This is a genomic window from Chitinimonas naiadis (assembly GCF_054780835.1).
The window spans coordinates 47227-70593 of the sequence record NZ_BAAGVO010000004.1; the positions used below are offsets into that span (position 1 = coordinate 47227).

The window sequence follows — 23367 nt, forward strand, 5'->3', positions numbered from 1 at the left end:
AGCAAAGCGGTGGCGGGTGATGTTCCTGCCGCAAAGCCGCCGATGCTGACACTGATCCGGGTACGCGGACGCGATACTCGCGCCTGGATCGATGACAAGCCCTTGCGCATAGGCGACAGCGTGGGCGACGCCCGCATTGTCGCGATCGACGCCAAGGGCGTCACGCTGTTGCGAGAAGGCGTACGGGAGCGGTTGTTACTGGTTCCTGCCGTTCATCTTCAGTCGCCACGCCGCAAGCCTTCTTCGGCGGCAACCTCTCCATCATCGAGCCCGGCACAATGAAAACGCTATTAATCGCTGGATTATTGCCTCTTGTACTTGCCGCCTGCGCCTCCACGACGGAACGACAGGCGAATCTGGGCCAGATACGCAGCTCGGTCGATGAGGCGCGGCTGGTGGCGGCACCGTCGGATGCAGCGGTCAGGGATGCCTTGCTGCCACCGCTTGCCGTTCAGGCGATCACACAGGATGTGGCACCGCTGGCGCCGCGATTCGACTTGGTCGTCAACAACGCGCAGGTCAACCAGGTACTGGTCGGCATGGTGGCCGATACGCCCTACAACATGCTGGTGCACCCCGATATCAAAGGCACGGTCTCACTGCAGTTGAAGAACGTGACGGTACCGGAGGTCATGCAGGCGCTGCGCGATCTGTATGGCTATGAGTACCGGATCGAGGGGACGCGGATCATGGTGCAACCGTCGGGGCTGCGCAGTCGTATTTTTCAGGTCAATTATCCGACCGCTTTACGGAATGGCGAGTCGGAAGTCCGTGTGATTTCCGGTTCGCTGACCGATAACAGCATCGCGGGCAGTGGTGGCAGCGGAAATAGCGGCAATACTACGGTGGTCAACAGCACGCGGGTGCGTACCAGTAAGCAGACCAATTTCTGGCAGACACTGGCTGCGACCTTGACGGCCCTGGTGCCTGAGGGAGATGGTCGAAGCGTCATCATCAACCCGGACGCGAATGTCGTAGTGGTCCGCGCCATGCCGGACGAACTGAGGGCGATCGAGGAGTACCTGAAAGTCAGCCAGGGGTCGCTGGTCAGGCAGGTGACGCTGGAAGCGAAGATACTGGAAGTGCAGTTGCAGGATGGATTTCAGAGCGGTATCAACTGGAATGTGCTGGGTACGCGGGATGGCAAGCCCTTCGGCTTTGGTTCGGGTGTCAATGGTGGTGCGCTCCGATACCCTGGCGTGGGTACGACGGCCACGGGGACCATGGCTTCGGTACTGGGGGGCGGCTTGTCCGGGGCTCAGGGCCGGACTTCGGGCGGGCTCTTTGCCATGGCGCTGCAGACAACGGACTTCGGCGTGATGTTGCAGATACTGGGCAGCCAAGGGTCGGTCGAGGTGCTGTCCAGCCCGCGCATCGCCACGCTCAATAACCAGCAGGCGGTGCTCAAGGTCGGGACGGACGAATTCTTCGTCACTGGTGTGACGACCAATAACTCCACTAACGGCACGACAACGACCTATTCCCCCTCCTTTACCACTCAACCTTTCTTCTCCGGCGTTGCGCTGGATGTCACCCCGCAGATTGATGGTGAGGGCAATGTCATCCTGCATGTGCATCCCTCGGTCAGCGATGTCACCACGGTTACCAAGCAGATCGACCTGGGCCAGGCCGGGACCTTCAGCCTGCCGCTGGCCTCCAGCTCGATCAAGGAGACCGACAGCATCGTCAGGGCACGTGTCGGGCAGGTGATTGCCATAGGTGGCCTGATGAGCCGTACAACCAACCGCAATCGCAATGAAGTACCGGGACTGGGCAAGATTCCGGTGCTTGGCAGCCTGTTCAGCAATGACGCACAGAACTCGGTGAAGCAGGAGCTGGTGATTCTGCTCAAGGCTTCCTATTCGGATGAAGATGGTACCGAGCTGGCGAAAGTGGAGCAGCGTCTGTCCCAGATACAGGCAGTTCCACGCTGATGTACTACCGGCACTTTGGCCTCGCTGCCCCTCCCTTCGGATTGATCGCTGACCCCGCCTTCTACTACGCCAGCAGGCCGGCCAGGGAGGCGCTGGAGACCTTGCGTATCGCGCTGGCCGAGGGTGAGGGCTTTGTGAAGATCACGGGAGAGGTCGGGACCGGCAAGACCTTGCTCTGTCACACCCTCATGGCCGAAAGTGACCCGGATTGGTTGATGCTGTATCTCCCGAGCCCCGCCTTACCCCCGGATGGTTTGCTGCTCGAACTGGGCAGGCAACTGGAAGTGGTCGCGGCCGATGGTTCGGGTATACCGCAGATTCCTGATCTGCACCGGGCGATTGCGCATCTTCATGCAGCGGGCTTGCGCGTGATCCTTTGCATTGATGAAGCCCAGATCATGTCGGCGCAGACGCTGGAAGCCTTGAGGCTGCTTTCCAACCTCGAGTCTCGCCGTACCAAGCTATTGCAGATCGTCCTGTTTGGGCAACCCGAGCTGAACCTGCGACTGCAGCACCCCCAGTTGAGACAGCTCAAGCAGCGCATCACCTTCGAATATCACTTGCAACGGCTTAGCCGCGATGAATTACGGGGCTATCTGCGGCATCGCCTGCATGTCGTGGGTGGGGCTGGGCCGCTTCCGTTCAGCCGTGGCGCCTGCTATCTGCTCCGCATAGGCAGCCGTGGCTTGCCAAGGTTGGTCAACGTACTTTGCCACAAGGCACTGATGCTGGCCTATGGCCGACAGAAAGGCCGGGTTGAGTGGTCCGAAATGCTGCTTGCCATCAAAGACAGCGCCGCTGTCTACGATTTACTCCCGCGCCTGCACTGGCTGTGGATCAAGTTGCTGGGCTAACCCGGGGTAGATATGAGCGCCATCAACCAGATGTTCGACGATTTCTTCAGCCGGGACGCCCCTGTCCCCGGACGAAAACGGCGTTGGCTAGCGGTCGTTTGCCTGCTGATACTGTTGCTGGTTGGGGCCGCTGCTTATTGGCTGGGCGTGGTGCGTAAAACGACAATCCCGCCAGCACCTGTTCCTGTTCCATCCATCGCGGCACCACGTCCTGTCGCGCCCTCCCCTGTGGCCTCGGCCAGCAATATCGCAGTTCCCGATCAGCTCCCCTCCGTCGTGGTCATGCCCGAGGCGCCGCAGGCCACTGTATCGCCGTCCGCGGGCGCCTCCGATGCGGTGGTCAAACCTGCCCCTGAGGCGACCACCGTCCCTGCTGATAGCGCGCCGACGGATCGTGCAGAGCCGGTGACATCCAGCAAGGAGACGCAGCACCAACGCGTAGCTGAGAAGGTAGACAAGGCAGACAAGGCAGACAAGGCAGACAAGGCAGACAAGGCAGACAAGGCAGACAAGGCAGACAAGGCAGACAAGGCAGACAAGGCAGACAAGGCAGACAAGGCAGACAAGGCAGACAAACCGGTCAAGGAGGGGAAAAAGGCGCTGGCGAAAGTGAAACCGGATGAGACTAGCCTGCCGGTCAAGCAAGTCTCGGCCTTGCAGCACGCAGATTATCTGTATGCACAAGCCAGAAATCAGCCTTCGCCCGCTGCCAGGGAGTTGCTGAGCCAATGCCTAGCGTTGCGGCCACAGCATATGGCTGCCCGCAGTCTGTTGGCCAATCTGCTATTGCAGGCCGGCAAGCTGGATGAGGCGGAAGCCGTGGTACAGGCAGGTCTGGCCTGGGATAGCACCCAGCCGGAATTGATCATGGCGCTGGCGCGGTTGAAGGTCGAACGCAAGGATGTCCCTGGCGCGCTGCAAGTGCTGCAGCAGTATCGACCTGCAGGCGGCGAAACTGCCGACTCTCTAGCGTTCCAGGCCGCCCTGCTATTGCGGACAAACAGGCCGGCTGATTCTGCGGCGGCCTACCGCGCAGCTTTGGCCCTGAATGGCGAAATGGGTACCTGGTGGGTCGGCATGGGCATGGCACTGGCGGAGGCCAAGCAGAAGGAGAAAGCCCGGGAGGCCTTCCGCCATGCCTTGCAGAACACCAACCTGACGCCGCAGATGGCGGCCTATGCCCAGCGCCAGTTGAGCGAGTAGCGCCCTCCTCCTTGTCCAGGGGCGCTACCCGTCCCGATCGTCACCCTAGAGCAGGCGATTCAGATCGTACTGCTTGAACCCCTCCCGCAATTGCTCCTTCAACTGGGCTGGTTGCCATGGTTTGGTGATGAAACGGAAGATGGCCCCTTCGTTGATGGCCAGCAGTATGGACTCGACATCTGCATAGCTGCTCATGGCGATCCGGACCGTGTCAGGGTGCAGTACCTTGACCTGACGCAGGAAGTCGGAGCCACTGATGCCGGGTAGGCGTTGATCGGCAATCACGACGCTGACCTGGTTGATCGCGAGGATATTCAGCGCGGCCTCGGGAGTATCGCAGTTAAGGATGTTGTATCCCTCCCGATGCAACTCCCGCCATATGACGGCATGGACCTTGGGCTCGCTATCGACCACCAGCAAGGTACGTGGATTGCGGTTCAGTGCAATCTTGGGCAGGCTCAGGCTACCGTTTTCCGCCAGCAATTCTCCGCAACTATTGGCCGGGAGCGGCGGGGAGTAGTAGTAGCCTTGTATCTGCTCGCACCCTGCCTGCAGCAGGAAGCCCAGTTGCTCGGCCGATTCGACCCCTTCTGCGATCACGCTGATACCCAGCGAGTGTGCCATGCTGACAATGGCCCGGGTCACCGAGGCATTGTCCATGTTCAGGTGCACGTCTTCGATAAAACTCTTGTCGATCTTCAACTGGTCGAAGGGGTATTTGCGTAGGTAGCTTAAGGCCGAATAGCCGGTGCCGAAGTCATCGATGGACCATTTCAGCCCGACCTCCTTCAAGGCGGTCATGATGCGTTGCGCCGTATCCACGTTCTTCATCAGCAGGCCTTCGGTGACTTCCAGCTTGATGTAGTGGGGTGGAACGGCATAGCAGGCCAGCGCGTCGACGATGTGCTGGACGATGCTGTGTTCCTGCAGGCTGTAGGTGGACACATTGATGGCAATCTCGCCCGGGTCGTAGCCGGCGGCGAGCCACTCCGCCAATTGCTGGAAGACGGTGTTGATGACGTAGCGATCAACCTCCCGTATCAGTCCGGACTCCTCTGCCACCGGGATGAATTCCAGCGGGGAAATGATGCGGTCCTCCATGCGCCAGCGTATCAGCGCCTCGAACCCGCACAGTGCCCCTGTACGAAGATCCAGTTGCGGCTGGTAGTACATGACCAGGTCGTTCTGGGCGATGGCACGGCGAAGATCACGCTCCAGGGCTACGCGCCGCTGGACCGAGTCATTCATGGTCAGATCAAAGCGGCTGGCCTGGCTCTTGCCAAGCTCCTTGGCCTTGTACATGGCGGTGTCTGCGTTGCGCAGCAGTTCATCGGCGTCCGCCCCGTCGGTGGGATAGAAGCAGTAGCCGATGCTACCTGAGACATAAAGTTCGATCTGCTCGGACAACTGGATGGGCAGGGCCAACTGGGCGTTGATCCGCTGCAGCGTCACATCGACCTCTGCCTCGTTGCGCGTTTCCGGCAGCAACAAGACGAACTCATCCCCGCCTAGCCGTGCCAGGGTGTCGAATTCCCGCACGCAGCCCTGGATGCGCTTGGCAACCTGCACCAGTAGCATGTCGCCGACCGAGTGACCTAGGCTGTCGTTCACATACTTGAAGTTATCGAGATCCAGGAAGGCCAGCGCAAACCGTTCTCCCTTGCGGTGGGCCTGCACGACGGCCTGGTGTATCCGGTCCAGCAGCAGGTTGCGATTGGGCAGTGTCGTGAGCGTATCGAAATTGGCCTGATGCTCGAGTTCATCCTGATAGCGCTTGGCTTCGGTGACATCGTTGAGCACCCCGACAAAATGGCTGATGCCGCCCTGGCTGTCGAAAGACGGGGCGACGCGCAGCTCGTTCCAGAACATGGAGCCGTCGCGGCGATAGTTGCGGAGCAATGCCTTGCCCTCGCTTCCCTGCTGGATGGCCCAGCGTATGCCGGCCAGTGCGACCTGGTCCTTGTCATTCCCTTGCAGGAAGCGGCAATTGCGCCCGGTCACCATCTCGGACTTGTAGCCGGTGATACGTTCGAAAGCCTGATTCACATAGACAATAGGATTGTCGGGCGCGCGATTGTCGGTGATGACGATGGCATTAACGCTGGCTTCGATCGCGCGGTTACGGATGCGGAGCTCCAGGTCGATCACCTGCTGCGCCGTGATGTCCTGCTCGACCATGATGGCGCCCTGGATGCGGTTCCGCTCATCCGCCAGTGGGACGACGGAATTGAGCAGTGTGCGTTTGGCGCCATCAAATGACTCCATATGGCGAACTTCATTATGAACGACGTCCCCCATTGTCAGCGCACGGTTCAGCGCCGTCCGCATCGCCTGCACGGCATCGGCGGATCCTTCCGGGAAGCCGCCCGCAGCCTGCTCTGGCGCCAGGGTGAAAGGGGCCGTGCCGCCCCAGATACGCAACGCTTCGGGATTGTGCAGCAGGATATTGCCGCGATTGTCGGTCACCCAGACACCCACTGGCAGTGTCTCGAGCACCTTGTGCATCAATGCTTCGCTGTGCCGCAACGCAACTTCTGCCCGCTCACGCTCCGCCATCTCGACTCGCAAGGCGCTCGTACGCTCGGCAACCAGGCCTTCGAGCTTGTCGAATAGTCGCGAACGGGTCAGTGCCACGGCCATCTGCTGCCCCAAGGCAGTCAATGCATTGAGCTCCGCCTCCGGCCAGGGGCTTTCTTCTTCATGCAGTACGTTCAAGGTGCCGACCAGATCACCGCCTAGCCAGAGCGGGACGCAGGCGTAGGTACCCTTGATGCCTTTGGCCGCTGCGCCCGCATCCACGATATTGAACGCGGAGGTCAGGCCATCGTGGCTGATGGCATGCAATGCCTGGCTTTCTTCGGCCGCTTCGGTCTGCAATGGCCCTACGTCTATGTCGCCACAGGCACCGGCATAACGTAAGGGCGAATCGGCGATGAACTTCTCCGCCAGCATCAGCCAGGCACCCTTGCAGCGCGGGAACGCGCTGAGGGCGGTCAAGGCACCGTCGATCAACTCCGGCTCGGTCTTGGTCTCGGTCAACCCCGCCGCAAAATGAAACAGGCTATCGAGCAGCGAATGGGATTCTGACAGCTCCAGATGCTTGGCCTGCAACTGGTTGTTGAGGCGTATGCCTTGTTCGTAGGTCGAGATAAGCAGGTCAAGAATCTGCTGCCGTGCTGCCGTGATGAAATGCCGCTCCCCCTCCAGGACGATCTCGACACCCATTGATAGCCGCTCGCTGCTCCGGAACTCGAGATTGGCCAGTAGATAGCGGATACGGGAGATCAGGTATTTTTCGTCGTAGGGCTTGATGATGAAGTTGTCGGCGCCACAAGCTAGCCCGTGCAGTACATCGCGGGGGTCGGACAGATGGGTGACGAGGATGACCGGCAGCAGTTTGGTGGCTTCGTTGGCTTTGAGATGGCGACACAATTCATAACCATCCATCTTGGGCATGACGATGTCGCTAACGATGACTGTCGGAAGGCGCTGCTCAATCAGGTTAAGTGCTTCCCGGCCATTGCTTGCCGTCCTGACCACGCAGCCGTGAGTTTCCAGCAGATCACGTAACTGTTCAGCCTGGGTCAGGCTGTCTTCCACTATCAGAATGTCGAATCCTCGCAGCATACCGACCACCCTCCAGACATATGTGTTCTGACCAGCTTTACCGAGTTTTATGTGCTACATCATGGTGTTAACGGTTCGGGCGATGCCTTGTGGCGTCAGCACAAAACAGGCGCCGTTCAACTCTATCGCAGCCTGCGGCATACCGGCGACGACCGACGATGCCGGTTGCTGCACTAGCGTCAGCGCGCCCAGCGCTTTGAGCCGGGTTATACCTTCCGAACCATCACGTCCCATGCCCGAGAGCAGGACGGCCAGCACCTGGCCACGGATGGCACTGGCCAGACTATCGAACAGATAGTCGACGGATGGTTTGGTCAGGGTACTGGCGGTACCGCTATCCAATATCAGGCGTAACTGGCCGTCCAGCCCAAGGTTCTGACCATCCGGCGCCACATAGATATGAGCGGGCACCGCCTTCTGACCATGCCCTGCCTGCCGTACCGGCAGACGGGTCTGGTCGGATAGCCAGGCGCAAAAGCTGTCGACGAAGCCGCTCGAAATATGCTGGACCAGCAGTATGGGCCAGGGGCAGTCCGTTCTTAGCTGGGCCAGAATGCCTTTCAGTGCGGCGGGGCCGCCGGCGGAGGCGCCGATCGCCATAGCCTTGATCCCACGCTGGCGCCAGAGCGCCAGGGCTTCGTGTGGCAGTTGGTCCACTTCCGATGCATTAACGGCCGGCTGGCTCACCTTCATATAGGCCAGATGCCGAAAGGTGCTGAGCAGGATGTCTGTCCTGGACTGGAAACTCGGGTCTACGGGGCTGGTTGGTTTGTCGAGGACCATGAGCGCGCCTGCCGCCAGGGCCTGCATGGCGGTCTCTACACCAGGCAGGTTGACTCCCGCCGTCACGATCACAATGGGGGTGGGCCGTATCTGCATGATGCGGCGAGTTGTCTCGAAGCCATCAAGCCCCGGCATATGGACATCCATGGAGATCAGGTCCGGCTGCAAACTGGGCAATTGATCCAGAGCATCCTGGCCACTGCTTGCTTCGCTCACCTGAAAGCCATCGCTCTCCAGAATGGCACGGAGCAGTTTTCTGATCACTATCGAATCGTCTATCAGCAGTACGTGCATCTCTGACTTCCCTTGGATGTCTGATTCGCTACAAGAGGCGCCTTACAGCCGCCAATACGGTGTCCTGCTCCAATCCACCCTTGACCAGGTAGGCATTGGCACCCGCTTCCAGTCCTCGTGCCCTGTCCTCTTCGGAATGCAGGGCGGTGATCAGTACGACGGGCAAGATATTGAGGGTCTTGTCTGCGCGAACCTTGCCGGTAAGCGTAAAGCCATCCATACGCGGCATTTCGATATCGGATACCAGTAAATCGAACTCGCCCTGCTTGAGCCGGTTCCAGGCTTCGAGGCCATCGTTGGCGGTCTGGACGTCGTAACCATCGGTTTCCAGCAGCGCACGCAGCAGTCCCCTCGAGGTAAATGAGTCGTCCGCGACCAGGATACGGGCCTTGCGCTTGGCCATTGTCATGCTGGTCTGACGGGGAACGAAGGCCATGCCAGCGCTCTGCAAGGCGCTCCGGTACAGGTCCTGCGGGTGCAGGACCGGCACCAGAGTCCCGTCACCCAAGACGGTGGCGCCCAGCAGGTTGCGAACCCGTTTCAGTTGCTTGCCCAGGGGCTTGAGGGTGATTTCCTGATCGCCCAGCAAGGTATCGACCTGCAAGGCGAGATACTGTGGTGAATCGCCTATCACCATGAGAACGACATAATCCGAAGGTACCTCCGGCATGTTCAGTTCCAGGACTTCCGCCAAGGACCAGACCGGCAGAAAGGTGCCATTGATGTCAACCGAGGCCTTGTTTTCGATCCGACCTATGGCGCTAATGGGCAGCCTTACGGTGCGCAAGACGGCCGTAGCGGGAACACCGAACAGGTGTTCGCCTGATTTGACCAGAACGACCCTAAAGGAGGACCGGCTCATGGGTAGCCGGATGGTGAATTCGGTACCTGCTTGTGGCAGGTTGGCCACCTCTACGCTGCCGCCCAGTTGTTCCAGCTCCTCCCTGACGATGGAGAGGCCCATGCCGCGGCCGGACAGGTTGGTCAGTTTGGGGCTGGTGGATAGGCCGGACTCGAAGATGAATCCGATGATCTGCTGGGTATCCAGACTGTTGTCGCCGACCTTGAGGAGACCGATTTCCTCGGCCTTGCGACGAACCTTATCGGCATTGATGCCGCAGCCGTCATCCCGCAATTTCAGACAGAAATGACTGGCGCTGTCCTGGTAGATGTCAATCTCGAGCTGCCCGGTTTCCGGCTTGCCCATGTCGCGTCGGACCGTGGGCAGCTCGATACCGTGGTCTATGGCATTGCGCATCAGATGCAGCAAGGGTGTGCGCAAGGCATCGAGTATCCGCTTGTCGACCTGCAGGTGAGTCGCGGGCAGCTTCAACAAGGCCTGCTTGCCGGTCTGCTGGGCCAGGTCCTCGACGAGTGCAGGCAACTCATCGAGCAAACTACGGCATGACATCTGCAGCATGTCATTGACCGCCCTGCTCAGCTCATCGCTCAGCACATTCAACTCGCCGCTCAGTAACGTACCACCCCGTTTCATCTGATCGGCGCTGGCATGCAGCTGATCGAGCAGATCCCGATTACCATCCTGCCAATCGAGGAGATTACGCAGATATTCCGGGCTGGGGGCCTCGCCGGCGTCCAGTTGTTTGCGCAAACGCTCCACGATGGCGGCGCTGCGTCCCCGGCGTTGCCATATTTCATCGAAACCTTGCAGCAAACCCTGCATGCCCGCTTGCAATGATTGGGCCTGCAGGCGTGCCTGTCTGAGTGCCTCGCTGTGATAAGCAAACTGATCACAAAGCTCTGCCCTGACCCGGATTGTCTGGCTGCGCCAGGCCGCGGTACGATCCCCTGCCGGTTCGGGCGGGCGGTCCATGACCGATGGCGGTGTTGGTGCGGATGGCGCTGCCGTAGGCATTGTCGGCAAGGGTGTGGGATTTGTCGGACCAGGCGTGGGATCAGGCTGCGCCGTAGCGACAGATGGCTCCGTTAGCGGAACCAGCGTGTCGCCAGGCGTTGATGTTCCGTCCTGCTGCATCTGGGCAAGTGCGTTGCATGTCCGTTTGACATCGCCCGCCGCCAGTTCCTCACTCGCCAAACCTCGCTTGAGTAGCAGCAATGTTGTCAGGGAGAGTCCCGCCATTTCGGGCCGGAATGCCTGTTTGCCGGTGCGCAGACTCACCAGCAGTGCCTCCCAGGCGTGGCACACCCTCTCTATATCGCTACGTCCGACAGCGCCGGCAGCGCCTTTGAGGCTATGCACCTCGCGAAATACCCGTTCTATGGATTCCCGATCCGGTGTAGCGACCTGCCATGCCGACAGGCTGGCATCCAGCGCGCTGATGCGTTCAGCCGCCTCTTCATGGAATGAGGCAAGCAAACTTCTAAGCAGCGCTTCCCGATCTATCGGCATACCGATTCCGTTCAGGTCTGATCGCGGGTTGGTACTGGGTGGGTCAAGTCAGTCAGCATCCTGTTGAACCTGCACGCTAGGGGCGGCGATCGCCAGCGCTGACCTGGGCGATCCTGAACTGACCTACGGCCATTTTCAGCCGACTCCCCAGGCCATGCAGGTCACGCGCAGATTGGTCCACCTGCTGGGCGCCGGCGGCGTTGTCTTTGCTGGTACGCCGGATGGCGTCCATGGCGGAGACCACCTGCTCGATACCCGCAAGCTGCTGCTGGCTGGTCGCGGCGATTTGCAAGGCGACATCGCCGGATTGCTCAACACTCTCGGACAATTCGCGAATGGCTTCGTCACTCAACCGGGTGTGTTCGAAACTGGTATCTACCGCCTTGCTACCTTGTTCTGCAGCCATGGCGGCGCGTGTCATGGCGCGCTGCACTTCCCCGAGTATGGTCCTTACCTGGGCGGTTGCCTGCTTGGATTGCTCCGCCAGGGCTTTCACTTCGAGCGCAACCACTGAAAACCCGCGTCCGGCATCGCCTGCCTTACCGGCTTCGATCGAGGCATTGACCCCAAGGAGATTGGTCTGCTCCGCGAGATCGTTGACGGTGGCGACGATGTCGCCGATCGCCTGGCTTTGCTCGCTCAGTCTCATCACGTTCTCCGCCATGAAATGCATCTGCTCGCGTACCAGCGTCATGCTGCTGAGCGTTTGAGCAATGGAACTGCGGCCTTCCTCCACGATCTGGCGATTGCGGCTCGCGGCCTCGCTGACCTCTGCGGCACGGTGATGGGCCATCGTGGCGGTCTGTTTCACCTCCTCGATGGTCGTAGCGATCTCAGTGATGGCGGTGGCGCTGTTCTGCGCACCGCCCGCCACCTGACCCGAGGTAGCAAGAATCTCCTCGCTTGCGCTTGCAATGACTACAACGCCTTCCTGTATTTCTTGTGCAAGCACGCTGAGGCTATCCACCATGCGACCGAACGAGATACCTAGTACATCCTTGTCTGATCGCGGGGCTGGGCGCTCGCTCAGGTCACCCTCGGCCAGCTTTCCCGCCTGTACTGCCAACTGTTCGAGATAATCTCCCATGCGGGCAAACGCCTGGCTGAGCTCACCGAGTTCGTCCCGACGATCAGTCAGTGCAGCCTGCCGGGGAATGTCGCCCACGCTGATCTGTCGGGCATAGCGGGTCAACAAGCCGAGCGGCTTTGCGATGCTATTGCTCAATGACCAAGCCAGCAGTGCAGCCAGTAGCAGCAAGGCGCCGCCCAAGCCGTACATCCGGAGCAGTTGCTGTTCGATCAGGTCAGCATTGCGCGCCTCAAGCTGGCTGATGCGCTTCCCGACCAGTTGATCCAGCTCAACCGCCAGTTGCCGTAGTTGGGTGACACGCGTTCCTTGCGCACCGGTAGCCAGCAAACGGGCCTCATCGAATTTTCCCTCAGCCAGATGCGGGATGATCTGGTGGTCGCGGACATCGACAAAAGCCAGCCATAGCTGCTTGACCTCAAGGACCAGCTTGCTGAGCTCCGGGTCGGTGGCCGCGTCGCTTTCCAAGCGCCGCAACGCCTCCACATCAGCATCGGTCAGCGCCTTGAAACGGGATGTGATGGCGGCTGCGCGGCCCGCATCCTGGGCCAGCAAGGCGCCCAGGACCTCGGAGCGTACATCGTGCATGTTGAAACGTATTTCCTTGAAATCACCGAGATCACGGTTGAGTTTGCTGATGGCGACGGTATTACTTCGCAAAGTCTGGACGCTGTCCTGTGCCAGATAAAGCAGGCCCATAAAGCCCAGTGAAATCAGGGCAAAGGCACTGAAGAGCTTCGTGGCAGTACGCAGGTTCATTAACCACATGAGCGTTCCTAACTGATTTCGTCAATGCGAAGTGCCGGGTCCATCAGCAGTCTGGTGCCATCCAGAATGGTCCAATGCTGGTCGCTAATACCCTTGAGCAAGGCGCGCCTCAATCCGGACAATCCGGTCATTTCGGTTTGCAGGCCGGCGGCGCTGATCGGCTGTACACCGATGACACGATCCGCAAGCAGGCCGAATTCCATCTCGTCGTTTCGCAGGATGAGCAGGTGATTCCGATCCGCCAGTCCACGTTTGGGCATGTCGAAAAGAACGCGCAGATCGACCACCGAGACGATACGACCCCGTACATTGACGATGCCACGCAGGAAGGCCGGTGTGCCGGGCAAGGAAGTCACGTGCCGCAGCGGCATGACTTCATCGACGTGGTGCATCTCGATGCCATAGGTTTCATCACCCAGCGTGAAGGCAAGTACGCTCAGCTGAGCCTGCGCCGCGATGCTGGGTATCGCTTCCCAGCTCTTCGAGCGTGCGTTCAATAGCTGCGCATGTTCTTCTGGGCTTACGTCAAAACCATGTGCAAGCTGCGTCGCCAGCTCGTCCAGCTGGTTACGCAAGCCCTGCCAGGAGATGCTTGCCGAGACGTCCGGTGACCCGCTCTCAGATGTACTCATCCCTGCTCCACCCTCAATGCAAGACAGAGTTGCCTCAATTGGCCGGCACTGAGCCCATCCCCTTCGTCGATCGGGGCATCGTCCTGCTGCCTTGCCAGCATTTGCAGGCATAGCCGCTTGGCCTTGCCGGCCTGTGCCTGTCTTCCCAACGTCACCTGTATCTGGGCTTCCAGGTAGGTGGCCAATACAAAATCGGGGTTCAGGTAGGCAAGTCGCTGCAGGTTGGACAATGCCGCTTCCAGTTGGCCTGATTCAAACTGATACAAAGCGAGCAGCCAGTAAGGTGTGGTGTAGAGCGGGGACGCTTTGACCATGCTTTTGCACAGCGTCTCGGCCTCCTTCATCTGGCCGCTGTTTGCCAAAGCTCGGATCGCCTCGATCTGCTGGCGCAACTCAGGTGAGTCTTCAGCGAGCGCTTCCCGGCCTGGCGTGACCTTGGCCGGCCGGTGAGGCGATGGCGGTGTCTTGCGTGCGCGTACCGGCGGGGGCGCTACGGGCCGCGGTGGGAGGGGGCGACGTCGTTCTGGTGGGAGGATGGCGGTGGGCGCTTGGACTCGCCTGTCGGTTACCGCGTAGCCCAAGCCCAACATTTCGCCATCCCAGCCCGCCGCGCTGACCAGACCCGCTTCTGCCGCAGTAAGAATCAGCCGTCCTTCCCGGGTCTTCAGGGCGACCAGCTTGGCTAATACCTGGGCAATGGCGGTAGGGGTGAAGTACATCAGTACATTGCGGCAGAGGATTAGATCAAAGCTGCCCCACTCATCGGGTGGCCCGGCATCGGCCAGGTTATGGACCTTGAATTGCACGCGATCCCGCCAGTACGGGGCCAACTGCCAACCCTTGCCACGCGGGGTGAAGTAGCGCTGCCGCCATGCCGGGCTGCTTTGCCGGAAGGCGTACTCCCCGAAGAGCCCCCGCTCTGCATGGGCAATAAAGGCAGGGTTGAGGTCGGTAGCCAGCAAGTCGATATGCCAGGCATCCAGCTCGTCTCCCAGCAGCTCGTGCAGGGAGAACAGCAGGGTATAGGCTTCCTCGCCGGTACAGCAGGCGGCGCTCCATAGCCGGAGCTGATAGCGGCCTTCGCTGCGCCGTCGCGCCAGCAAAGGCCGTAAAAAGTCTGCCTGCAGGGTGGCGAGTGTTTCCTGATCACGCTGGAAATAGGTTTCCCCGACGACGAGATGGGGAAGCAACTCGGCGAGTTGTTCGGTTGTCCAGTCGCGCTGGGTGCTGACGGGATCATCTGATTGGCTGGCAGCAAGGCGTAAGGCGGCGCGTAGTTTCTCTTCCTTTTCCCCACTGAAATCCAGCCCGGTATCCGCCGCCAGCTGTTTTGCCAGCCCACCCAGGGGAACGCCAGAACTTGCAGACCGGGTCATGGCTTCAGTGTGACGCATAATCAGCCAGAGCCTGAGTCAGCACGGCTTCGTCGGACCGGGACAGAAAAACCTCCATGTCCTGGAGGAGAAAGAGTCCGTCGCTGCCACGCAGCACACCTTTGATCACATTGGGGGCCATATGCAATGACATTGTGGAAAATAACTCGCTGCTGATATCGCAAACGGGATGGCTGCGGTCGACCGGCAGCATCAGCTCCCTTTGGGAAGTGCGAACCCAGATCCAGTGGGACCAACGTTGCAGGGGCGCGGCAGGCCAACCCAGGTGAGCGCAAATATCCAGTACCGGGAGCAACTGGCCGTGCACATTACAGATACCGGCGATGGCGGGAAGAGCTACGGGCAATGGCGTAGGTTGCAACGCAGGCAGCACGCGCACGACCTGCTGATGAGGTAGCGCGAAGCGCTGACCGCCCAGATCAAATGGCAGCACCGTATGGACAGATGCCATTGCATTCCTCCTGCGCCGAAGCGGCAGATACGATACGGGTTGGCAATCATTTAGCGCTACGGCGCACATTTGCAGCCAACTTCCAGAATTCATCCTAGATTAGTACATGCCCGTGTGCCGTGCTGTGCCATGCAAATATATTCTCCCCCTCCGCTGGGTAGAAGACATTTGCAAGCGGAACAGGGCAGTAATAAATACTCATCTTCGGCCGCCACGCGTAATGGTGGATTGATCGAAAAAATGGGTTCCTGCAATACAGGAGGATGCGTATGAAATGGACTGTAGGTCGTAAAATTACCCTGGGCTATTTGGTTGCTTTAATTGCAATCATGGCAATTGGTATAACGGCTTATCGAAGCCTTTCTTCCTTACTAGAAGCAACCAGTTGGCGAGCACATACTTTTACGGTGCTGGAAAATCTTGGCGAGATCGAGTCTTTGCTGAAAGATGCGGAGACGGGTCAGCGAGGATATCTGCTGACCGGCCGGGAGAGTTATCTCGAGCCTTATATGGCAAGCCTCAGGAAGCTTGCGGAGACCCAGGCAATACTGCGCCGATTGACGGTGGACAATCCGGCGCAACAACAGCGACTGGAGTTGTTGCAAAAATCAATGGCCATTAAATTGGCCGAATTGAAAAGCACGATTGATTTGCGTCGCGAGCAGGGATTGCAAGCCGCGTTGGCCGTGGTGCTGACGGACCAGGGCAAGCAGGAGATGGATAGAATACGCACGCATATTAAGGCGATGGAGCGTGCCGAAAACGCTGTTTTCAAGACGCGCGAGATTCAATTGCAGCAAAGCGCCGCGCTGGCGGTGGCCGTGGTCACCTACGGCATTCCCATTGCGATTTTGCTCGTGCTGGTAATCGGTACGTTGATCGCGCGCAATATCGCTACCCCGGTGCAACGTCTTGCCCAGGCCGCAGAGGCGATATCTCTGGGCGACCTGACGCAGGATCTGATAACTGCCCCGCGCAGTGATGAACTGGGTGTGCTCACCGATGCATTCGTGCATATGCGTCGATCACTGCAGACCAAGGCCGATGCGGCGACGTTGATTTCCAAAGGGAATTTGCGCGTCGAGCTCGCCGTCAATTCGAGCAAGGATGAGTTGGGCATTGCCTTCCAGACCATGGTCAGCCGCTTGCAGGAAGTCGTGGCCACCTTGCAGGAGAGCAACAATGTCATGACCAGCGTGGTGGGGACGGTACTCACCGGCGCGACCCAGGTTTCCGCTGCGGCGGACGAGACCGCTACCGCGACCAACCAGTTGGCAGTCACCGTCGAAGAGTTGCAACAGACTACCGAACTGACGACCCAACGCATGGGGGAGGTGTCACTCAACGCCCAATCCGCGGCAGCGATTGCTGGTCATGGCCAGCGTGCCGTGAGTGAGACGGCACAGGGAATGACTCTGATCCAGGAAAAGATGCTGGTGGTGGCCGAGCGGATCTCGCAGTTGACGGAGAAAAGCGTGGCGATCGGTAACATCATCAACGTGGTGAATGACCTGTCGGAGCAATCCACCATTCTGGCTGTCAATGCCAGCATCGAGGCCGCGCATGCCAGTGAACAGGGCAAGGGTTTCGCGGTGGTAGCGCAGGAAATGAAAAGCCTGGCGGAGCAGTCCAAGCAGGCTGTCAATCAGATTCGGGTCATCCTGCAGGATATCCAACATCTGGTGTCGGGGTTGGTAACAGCGACCGAACACAGCAGCAACGCTGTAGAGAGTGGTGTGCAGCAGTCTTCCCAGGCAGGGAGTGCCATCGCACAGATGGCTGATGCCGTATCCAGCAATGCCCTGGCTGCACAGCAGATTGCGGTGACGGCCAGCCAGCAGGCCGTTGGCGTGCAACAAATATCGGCTGCCATGCGGCATATTCGTCAAGGCAACCTTGAGAACCTGGCGAGCATGCGGGCGATCGAGCAGGCCGCACATGACCTGCGTCAGGTCGGTCTGCGCCTGAGCGGCACGTTGGATAGCTTTATCACTTGAAAGTCGTCATCCAGGCCGCATTGATATCCGATAGGTATTGCGGTCTGTTGGCGCCCAAGCGGTGCAAACCGCTGTCAGCTGCCAGCTTCGTGCTGCTCGGGCCCTGGGTGTAGAAAAGCGGGCCAGCAAGCCGGGTTTCCATGGCAGACCTTTGCAGAGCCGCCTCGGCTTCAGGGTTTGACCGGGCCGCGACGCCGGGCAACAATGTGGTCAAGGGCGCCTGCTCGCCTACAGGTTCGGGCTTGGCGCCTGAGCATGACCAGCAATCCAGCGCCGTACCTGCTCGGCTGCATTCAAGTGTTTTGAGGCTAACCATGCTGTTGATGATCGATAATCAGCATGCAAATCTACAAGTGTCTAGGCCTATCTAACTTCCCGCTTCAATTCCTTGCCTGTCCTTACTGAGGCGTCTAGTTCTGTCTACGAGCATCCAGTGACAGCAACAAAAAAAGGGGGTACTTTCGGGGGTACTAAATCGCTGATACCCCCAAAAAGTGCCACTCACTGACGTCAAAATCCGCCAGGCCAAGCCCCTCGAAAAGCAGTTCAAGCTTGCCGACGCAAACGGGCTCTATCTCCTCGTCAAACCGAACGGCGCGAAGCTGTGGCGATACAAGTACCGTATCGACGGGAAGGAGAATGTCTACGCCCTGGGCGACTACCCTACCCTATCGCTACTGGACGCACGTAAGGCCAGGGACGACGCTCGCGAACTGGTGAAGGCTGGCACGAACCCTGCGCACCATCGGCAAGCGACACTCGTTGACCAGTTGGTCAAGAACGCCAACACCTTCCAGGCCGTTGCAGACGAATGGATGATCAAGAACAAGGATCACTGGACCCCGCACTATCACGACCAAGTGAAGGCCGCGCTTGAAGCCAATGTTTATCCGAAGGTGGGGAAGTTGCCGGTGCGGAGCGTGACCGCGTCTCACCTTTTGGCGGTCATGAAGAAGATGGAGGATCGGGGCGCCAAGACGTTCTCACTGCAGGTACGGCAGTGGTGCTCGGCAATCTTCCGCTATGCAGTCGTCACGCAACGGGCGGATACAGATCCAGCGTCGGCCCTGAAGGGGGCAGTGAAGCGCCCGGAGGTCAACCACGCCAAGCCAATGACCCCAACAGATATCAGCGATTTCAAGGCGCGGATTCTCAGCTACGGCGGCAACCGAACAACGGTTATTGCGCTATGGATGATCCTGTATGCCTTCACGCGAACGATTGAGCTGCGCAAGGCGAGATGGGTCGATTTCGACCTTGAGAATGGGTTGTGGACGATTCCGGCGGCGATGATGAAGAAGCGCCGGATTCATATTGTGCCGCTGGCCAGCCAAGTGGTGGCGCTACTGCGGGAGCTGAAGCAGATCACCGGCTCGAACGTTCACCTGTTCCCCAACAACAAAGACCCCAAGACGGTGATGAGCGCAACGACGATCAATCGTGCAATTGAATATATGGGGTACGCGCCATCGACCTGGACAGGTCACGATTTCAGGGCGACGGGGTCAACCCGATTGAGGGAAATGGGATTCGATGGGGATCACATCGAGGTACAGCTGGCCCACCTTGAAAAAGACATGACAAAGCGGGCCTACAACCATGCAGTGTTTCTGCCGCAGCGCGTTGAGCTGATGCAGGCATGGGCCGATTACATCGACTCTCTGCCTGCCCAGAAGATCACGCCGCCTGTTGATGTTGTGGGTCATTCGACGAACCCTGCCGGCTAGCGTCGATTTTGCCCTTGATCCAGTCCTGAACCTCGGACTCTACCCAGCCAACAATCCGACCGAGCTTGATCTGTTTCGGGAAGCCTTCGCGGGCCATGAAGTTGTAGACCGAAGCTCGCGATACCCCCAGCAGGTTCATGACCTCGGGCAAGCGGATAATACGTTGTGACGCGGTCATGATCAGATCCCCATGCATTTTGAACTGTACGCGCTAGCCGGGTTGATACCCCGCGCGTTGTGTCGACTATCGGTCAAGGAAACCACCCTGGCACCCGGTACTGTTGCGCCGGCGTAGTCGTCGCCCTGGGCGAGTAGCGCCTTGATGCTTTCGCACTCTTCCGCTGTTGCCAGCTCCCAATATGCGCCCCTTGCAGTACCGGGTATTGGCAGCTTTTTCACCTGGCCATCATTCGCCATGCCGCCAAGGGCGTGATAGACCAGCGACAGACCAAGCTCGCAGTTGTCCCGGATCTGGGTAGCCGTTGAGCGGCCCAGCTTTTCCAGCACTTGCGCCACCACGGCGCGGGTTGTTTTGCCAGCGCTCACGCTGCGCCCTCCTCTTCAATTTCCCAACCCTCGGCCAGCATGCGATCGAGGGGCAGCAATTCAATCTCGTCTTTGATGAACACATCCAGCGTATCAAGCGGTGCTGAATACATTACGTCGTCGATAGGCCAGTATTCGGCCCCCAAAGTCGCCTGGATCTTCATCCCGATGAAGGGGACCGAAGGCAGCACCGCCTGTATCCGGACACTGATCGGCACGACGTGTTCGTTGTCTTCCAGGACGTCCGCTGGCAGGCACAGAGCATGCACATAGGTGATCACGCCGAATCCCCCATCCTGATCGCGAACACCTCTACCGGGCCTGGGCCGAAGAGCGGATGGGTTATGGTTATTTCCCGGTACCCGCGCCACGGCATTACGTGCCGGCGGCTGGTATCACCGCGCTTCGGGTAACCCTTGGTCACCTCGACCTCGTCGTAATGTCGACCTTCCAGGCGCTTCCGCCAGTAAGGAGTTTGCAGCCGGAATTCCTCGGGCTTTGTGCCGGCGACGATCTGGTCGAAGTACTCGGCCTTGAGTGGCAGCGTCAGACGGCGCTTCATGCTGCACCACCTTTCCGCTCTCCGGTTTGCTGGGCGATGGCGGCGCGGCGCTTCCACAGCTCCCATCCGAGAGCCAAGCGACGGTCAAAGTAAGAATCGCCATTTCTGGTGTCGGCCACCGACCCGCGTGGGAATTTGCAAATATCGGTTGCGGCATCCTCAAACTCCGCCCGCTCATCCCTCGGCGCTTCTGCTGGTGCGCGCTCAGGCTTTGTGGCGGCAGCGAGATTGCCAGATCTAAGTTGCTTGTATCGACCAATCCACACATCAGTCTGACTCCGTGGGGCCGTCTTTAGCGGGGTCGCCAGCACTGCCTCAACTTTGGCCCGTATCTCTTCGCTGGCACCTTCCAGCGGCACCAGTGCCAGGGCCTCGCGGGCGGCCTGTTCCCAATGCATATTCATGCCGCTTTCCTTTCCTCAACCGCCCCGCCCTGCACTACCCCGCCATCGATCCAGAACGCGGTCATGGTGTCCGGCAGATCCTGCGGCATGGCCTTGAGCGTGCCCAGGGCGATAATCGTGTCGAGCCAGCCTTCGTAGGCCACGCCGTCCAGCAGTTGGATCAGTTCGCCGCGGGCCGGTAGATCCAGCGTGTCGATCGCATCCAGTACCAGCAGCTTCAGCCCCGACAGCTCGGCTATCACCATCGCAATCAGTGCGTCACAGCGCCATTTTTCCGATACCGACAGCAGGCGATAGTCCCGGCCGCCGTAAGTCATGCCCATGCTCGCCTCGATCTTGACCAGCTCCCAGCCAGCCATGGCACTGCGGCCCATCAGCAGGTCATTGACCGGCTTCAGCGAGACCGCGACCAGCTCACCCGGGATGCCGTCCGGAGACAGCGCATCAGCTACCAGCCCCCACGACAGAACATCAGCATGGTGCGAGGCCGCTTGCTTGGTCTTCTCGTCGGCGGCATCGGCTACACGCTTGCTGGCTTCTGCCTCGCCCTTCTCGGTGATGGCCAGGGCCTTGCAGCGCTCGACCTCGGCGATACATGCCTGGATCTGGGTCAGCTCACGCTCAAGGGCGTCAATGTTCCCGTCCGGAGCTTCCATGCCGGCCAGCTCTTCAGCAGCGGCCTTTGCCTGCTTCACAGCCAGAGCCCGGTTCTCGGCCATGTTTTCCAGCACGGCCAGGCCCTTTTCGTACTCGGGCAACTTGGCGGCTGCGTCAGGGTCGCCGTTCGCTGGCCGGTACGCGGTGTCGTAGGCCATCAACGCGGTTCTGGCTTCCTTGGTCAGACTGTCGTCATTCCAATAGGCATGCTCAACCAGATGGGCCAGCTTGTGCATCAGCGGCGGACAGGGCTGCTTGATGCCTGCGGCGCCCTTGCGCAGTTCTTCAACCTTGGGCAGGTAGGCGGCCAGTTCAGCTTGTGCGATGACCAGCAGTTCCTCGGCCTTTGGCAGCCCCTTTGCAGCGGTGTGCAAGTGCTGACGGCGCACGTCGCCATCCTTCAGGCTCTGCAGCTTCTGCTTGGTCGCCCCCAGCTCTTCCCGATCCTTGCCCAGCTGCACGTCGAACATGGCTATGGCGTTGCGCTTCTCTTCCAGCAGTGCCGCGTCATAGGAAGGCTTCGGGGCGGCCCAGGTCTCGGCCTTCTTGTCGCCCCAGGTCTCACCAGTAACGACACGCCAGGCGGTCTTGGCGTCTTTGGCCTTGGTGGTGGCCAGCTCGCAGGCAGCCGGAAAACCCGAGCGCAGCATGGGCAAGACGGCCTCGACCTGGTCAACCGTAGCGCCCTTGTCGGCCAGGCGCTGGCGGACGTCGTCGGCGCTGACCTTGCAGCCAGTGATATCGAACAGCAGCGTGCGGCGAGTGTCCGCGTCAATGCTGGCGAATTTGGCGGCGTCCAGGGCGTAAGGGAGATACGCGAAGCCCGGTTCATTCTTCAGGCTGGTCATGGTGTTGCCGGATGGCAGCAACGCCGTCGCTACCTCTGTATTGCCGCTATACAGCGCAATCACACCGCTCTTCTGGCCTTCGGTGACCAGCTGCTGGTAGTCCTTCTTCAGCTTGATGCGAGTGGGCTCGCCGGTCAGCGCCATGGCGATTGCGTCGCGGATGCTGCTTTTGCCCGCGCCATTGCGACCGGCGAAGATGGCAACCGGCGTGCGGATGAAAGCATCAGCCCTGCGGATGCCCTCAAAGTTTTGGATCTGGATGCGGCTGATTTTCATGGTCATCTCGTCGTGTAGGTGGGGTACTCACGGTGCGCACTGCCCGCTTCTCGGGACTTCGGCCCATCCTGGGCTGATTGTCAGCAGTGCCGGAACTTCGCTGCGGCTTGCGCCTGCCCATCGCCTTCCGGCTTCCGCCGCTTTCCCCCATGATCGTTACTCAGGCTCGCCGGTCTTTGCCCAGACCTTGCGGGTACCATCGGTCGCTATCGGCGAAACGACCTTCTCCGCTTCCATCCTCTCCATCATGCGAGCAGCGCGGTTGTATCCAATCTTCAAGGTGCGTTGCAGGAAGTTGATACTTGCATCCTGCTTTGCGAGGATCTTCCGCTTGGCCTCCTCGTACAGATCGTCGTCTTCTTGATCGGTCGGCAGTGGGGCAACATTGGCGTCTGGCTCGGTACCACCTGCGCTGGCGTCGAATAGCGACGGCTGGTCGGGATCACCCTTGCACGCATCACCCACGTTCAGGTATCGCGCGCTATCCTCGATCACCACCATGATGCTTTGCCCGGTCACGTCAGCGAGGCGGTGCGCCTCTGGTGAGTTCGGGAGGGTCAGCTGGCATTTGACGCCGTCTTGCTTGAACTGGACCTGCTCAACGTGGGCGCGAAAGTTCACCCGGTCACCGCTAGCTATGCACTCAACGGCCGCCCTTACTGCGTTGCGGGTGTTGTCCGCGACTTGGCGCATGAAGTTCGCCTGCTCATGCTCTGAAAGCTTGTTCCAGGGCTCCAACAGGGTTTTGAAGGGGCGCGAGACTGTCTTGATCAGTTCGCCCAGCAGGAACTCCTCGGACAGAACCAGCGTTTCCTCCTCGTCGGAGAGTTCCGCACCGGCTTCGGGGTAGACAGCCGTCGCGATGCCGGTGCGGTCCTCGGCCTTGGGCAGATCAACGCCAGTGGCGGCGGTTTCGGTGTTTTGTTCGGTTGCAGCAAGCTCGGTCATTGTC

General features: G+C 59.7%; 21 protein-coding genes. 6 read left to right on the forward strand and 15 right to left on the reverse strand.

What is annotated here, in order from left to right; genetic code table 11:
- Positions 1–42 precede the first annotated feature (42 nt).
- From ACYVHK_RS06095 to ACYVHK_RS06110, 4 genes are read left to right on the forward strand one after another with little or no spacing between them, the layout of a single operon-like run.
- On the forward strand, positions 43–282 hold the full coding sequence (locus ACYVHK_RS06095) for a hypothetical protein (protein WP_460528683.1): 240 nt from the start codon (positions 43–45) through the stop codon (positions 280–282).
- Positions 279–1934 (forward strand): pilus (MSHA type) biogenesis protein MshL, encoded by a 1656-nt coding sequence (gene mshL, locus ACYVHK_RS06100; protein ID WP_460528684.1) that lies wholly within the window; start codon positions 279–281, stop codon positions 1932–1934. The genes ACYVHK_RS06095 and mshL overlap by 4 nt, the downstream gene beginning before the upstream one ends.
- Entirely contained in the window at positions 1934–2788 is an 855-nt protein-coding gene (locus tag ACYVHK_RS06105; RefSeq protein WP_460528686.1) for an ExeA family protein, read from the forward strand. Before mshL ends, ACYVHK_RS06105 begins: the two co-directional genes overlap by 1 nt.
- 12 nt (positions 2789–2800) lie before the next feature.
- A complete protein-coding gene (locus tag ACYVHK_RS06110; protein ID WP_460528688.1) occupies positions 2801–3991 on the forward strand; it encodes a tetratricopeptide repeat protein in 1191 nt (396 codons plus the stop codon).
- Between the two features lie 45 nt (positions 3992–4036).
- Here the strand turns inward: ACYVHK_RS06110 and ACYVHK_RS06115 are convergent, their stop codons facing one another.
- The 7 genes from ACYVHK_RS06115 to ACYVHK_RS06145 all read right to left on the reverse strand — a co-directional run bounded on the left by ACYVHK_RS06115 (position 4037) and on the right by ACYVHK_RS06145 (position 15398).
- Positions 4037–7618: an EAL domain-containing protein gene (locus ACYVHK_RS06115; RefSeq protein ID WP_460528690.1), complete on the reverse strand. Its 3582-nt coding sequence runs from the start codon at positions 7616–7618 to the stop codon at positions 4037–4039.
- Between the two features lie 54 nt (positions 7619–7672).
- Positions 7673–8695, reverse strand: a complete 1023-nt coding sequence (locus tag ACYVHK_RS06120; protein ID WP_460528692.1) for a chemotaxis protein CheB — start codon at positions 8693–8695, stop codon at positions 7673–7675.
- Positions 8696–8723: 28 nt separating this feature from the next.
- Positions 8724–11066, reverse strand: a complete 2343-nt coding sequence (locus ACYVHK_RS06125) for a hybrid sensor histidine kinase/response regulator (protein ID WP_460528694.1) — start codon at positions 11064–11066, stop codon at positions 8724–8726.
- A gap of 76 nt (positions 11067–11142) precedes the next feature.
- Entirely contained in the window at positions 11143–12921 is a 1779-nt protein-coding gene (locus ACYVHK_RS06130; RefSeq protein WP_460528696.1) for a methyl-accepting chemotaxis protein, read from the reverse strand.
- An 8-nt stretch (positions 12922–12929) separates the two neighbouring features.
- Complete coding sequence (locus ACYVHK_RS06135) at positions 12930–13553, reverse strand: chemotaxis protein CheW (protein ID WP_460528697.1); 624 nt, start codon at positions 13551–13553, stop codon at positions 12930–12932.
- Complete coding sequence (locus tag ACYVHK_RS06140; protein ID WP_460528698.1) at positions 13550–14947, reverse strand: CheR family methyltransferase; 1398 nt, start codon at positions 14945–14947, stop codon at positions 13550–13552. The genes ACYVHK_RS06135 and ACYVHK_RS06140 overlap by 4 nt, the downstream gene beginning before the upstream one ends.
- A complete protein-coding gene (locus ACYVHK_RS06145; protein WP_460528700.1) occupies positions 14934–15398 on the reverse strand; it encodes a chemotaxis protein CheW in 465 nt (154 codons plus the stop codon). Before ACYVHK_RS06145 ends, ACYVHK_RS06140 begins: the two co-directional genes overlap by 14 nt.
- Positions 15399–15667: 269 nt before the next feature.
- On the opposite strand from ACYVHK_RS06145, the gene ACYVHK_RS06150 reads away from it, so the two are divergent.
- A complete protein-coding gene (locus tag ACYVHK_RS06150; RefSeq protein ID WP_460528702.1) occupies positions 15668–17395 on the forward strand; it encodes a methyl-accepting chemotaxis protein in 1728 nt (575 codons plus the stop codon).
- On the opposite strand, the gene ACYVHK_RS06155 is transcribed toward ACYVHK_RS06150, so the two are convergent.
- Positions 17388–17609 carry a hypothetical protein gene (locus ACYVHK_RS06155; protein ID WP_460528704.1) on the reverse strand — a complete coding sequence of 74 codons (222 nt, stop codon included), beginning with the start codon at positions 17607–17609 and terminating at the stop codon, positions 17388–17390. The two genes, ACYVHK_RS06150 and ACYVHK_RS06155, sit on opposite strands and share 8 nt — an antisense overlap.
- 280 nt (positions 17610–17889) lie before the next feature.
- On the opposite strand from ACYVHK_RS06155, the gene ACYVHK_RS06160 reads away from it, so the two are divergent.
- Complete coding sequence (locus ACYVHK_RS06160) at positions 17890–19122, forward strand: tyrosine-type recombinase/integrase (protein WP_460528706.1); 1233 nt, start codon at positions 17890–17892, stop codon at positions 19120–19122.
- Here the strand turns inward: ACYVHK_RS06160 and ACYVHK_RS06165 are convergent.
- The 7 genes from ACYVHK_RS06165 to ACYVHK_RS06195 form a co-directional block, all read right to left on the reverse strand.
- Entirely contained in the window at positions 19073–19300 is a 228-nt protein-coding gene (locus tag ACYVHK_RS06165) for a helix-turn-helix transcriptional regulator (RefSeq protein ID WP_460528708.1), read from the reverse strand. The genes ACYVHK_RS06160 and ACYVHK_RS06165 overlap by 50 nt on opposite strands.
- A gap of 2 nt (positions 19301–19302) precedes the next feature.
- Entirely contained in the window at positions 19303–19668 is a 366-nt protein-coding gene (locus tag ACYVHK_RS06170) for a hypothetical protein (protein WP_460528710.1), read from the reverse strand.
- Complete coding sequence (locus ACYVHK_RS06175) at positions 19665–19949, reverse strand: hypothetical protein (protein ID WP_460528712.1); 285 nt, start codon at positions 19947–19949, stop codon at positions 19665–19667. The genes ACYVHK_RS06170 and ACYVHK_RS06175 overlap by 4 nt, the downstream gene beginning before the upstream one ends.
- Positions 19946–20230 carry a hypothetical protein gene (locus tag ACYVHK_RS06180; RefSeq protein WP_460528714.1) on the reverse strand — a complete coding sequence of 95 codons (285 nt, stop codon included), beginning with the start codon at positions 20228–20230 and terminating at the stop codon, positions 19946–19948. Before ACYVHK_RS06180 ends, ACYVHK_RS06175 begins: the two co-directional genes overlap by 4 nt.
- Positions 20227–20634: a hypothetical protein gene (locus ACYVHK_RS06185; protein WP_460528716.1), complete on the reverse strand. Its 408-nt coding sequence runs from the start codon at positions 20632–20634 to the stop codon at positions 20227–20229. The genes ACYVHK_RS06180 and ACYVHK_RS06185 overlap by 4 nt, the downstream gene beginning before the upstream one ends.
- Positions 20631–22415 carry an AAA family ATPase gene (locus tag ACYVHK_RS06190; protein WP_460528718.1) on the reverse strand — a complete coding sequence of 595 codons (1785 nt, stop codon included), beginning with the start codon at positions 22413–22415 and terminating at the stop codon, positions 20631–20633. Before ACYVHK_RS06190 ends, ACYVHK_RS06185 begins: the two co-directional genes overlap by 4 nt.
- 156 nt (positions 22416–22571) lie before the next feature.
- Positions 22572–23363, reverse strand: a complete 792-nt coding sequence (locus tag ACYVHK_RS06195) for a DNA translocase FtsK (protein ID WP_460528720.1) — start codon at positions 23361–23363, stop codon at positions 22572–22574.
- Positions 23364–23367: the final 4 nt, after the last annotated feature.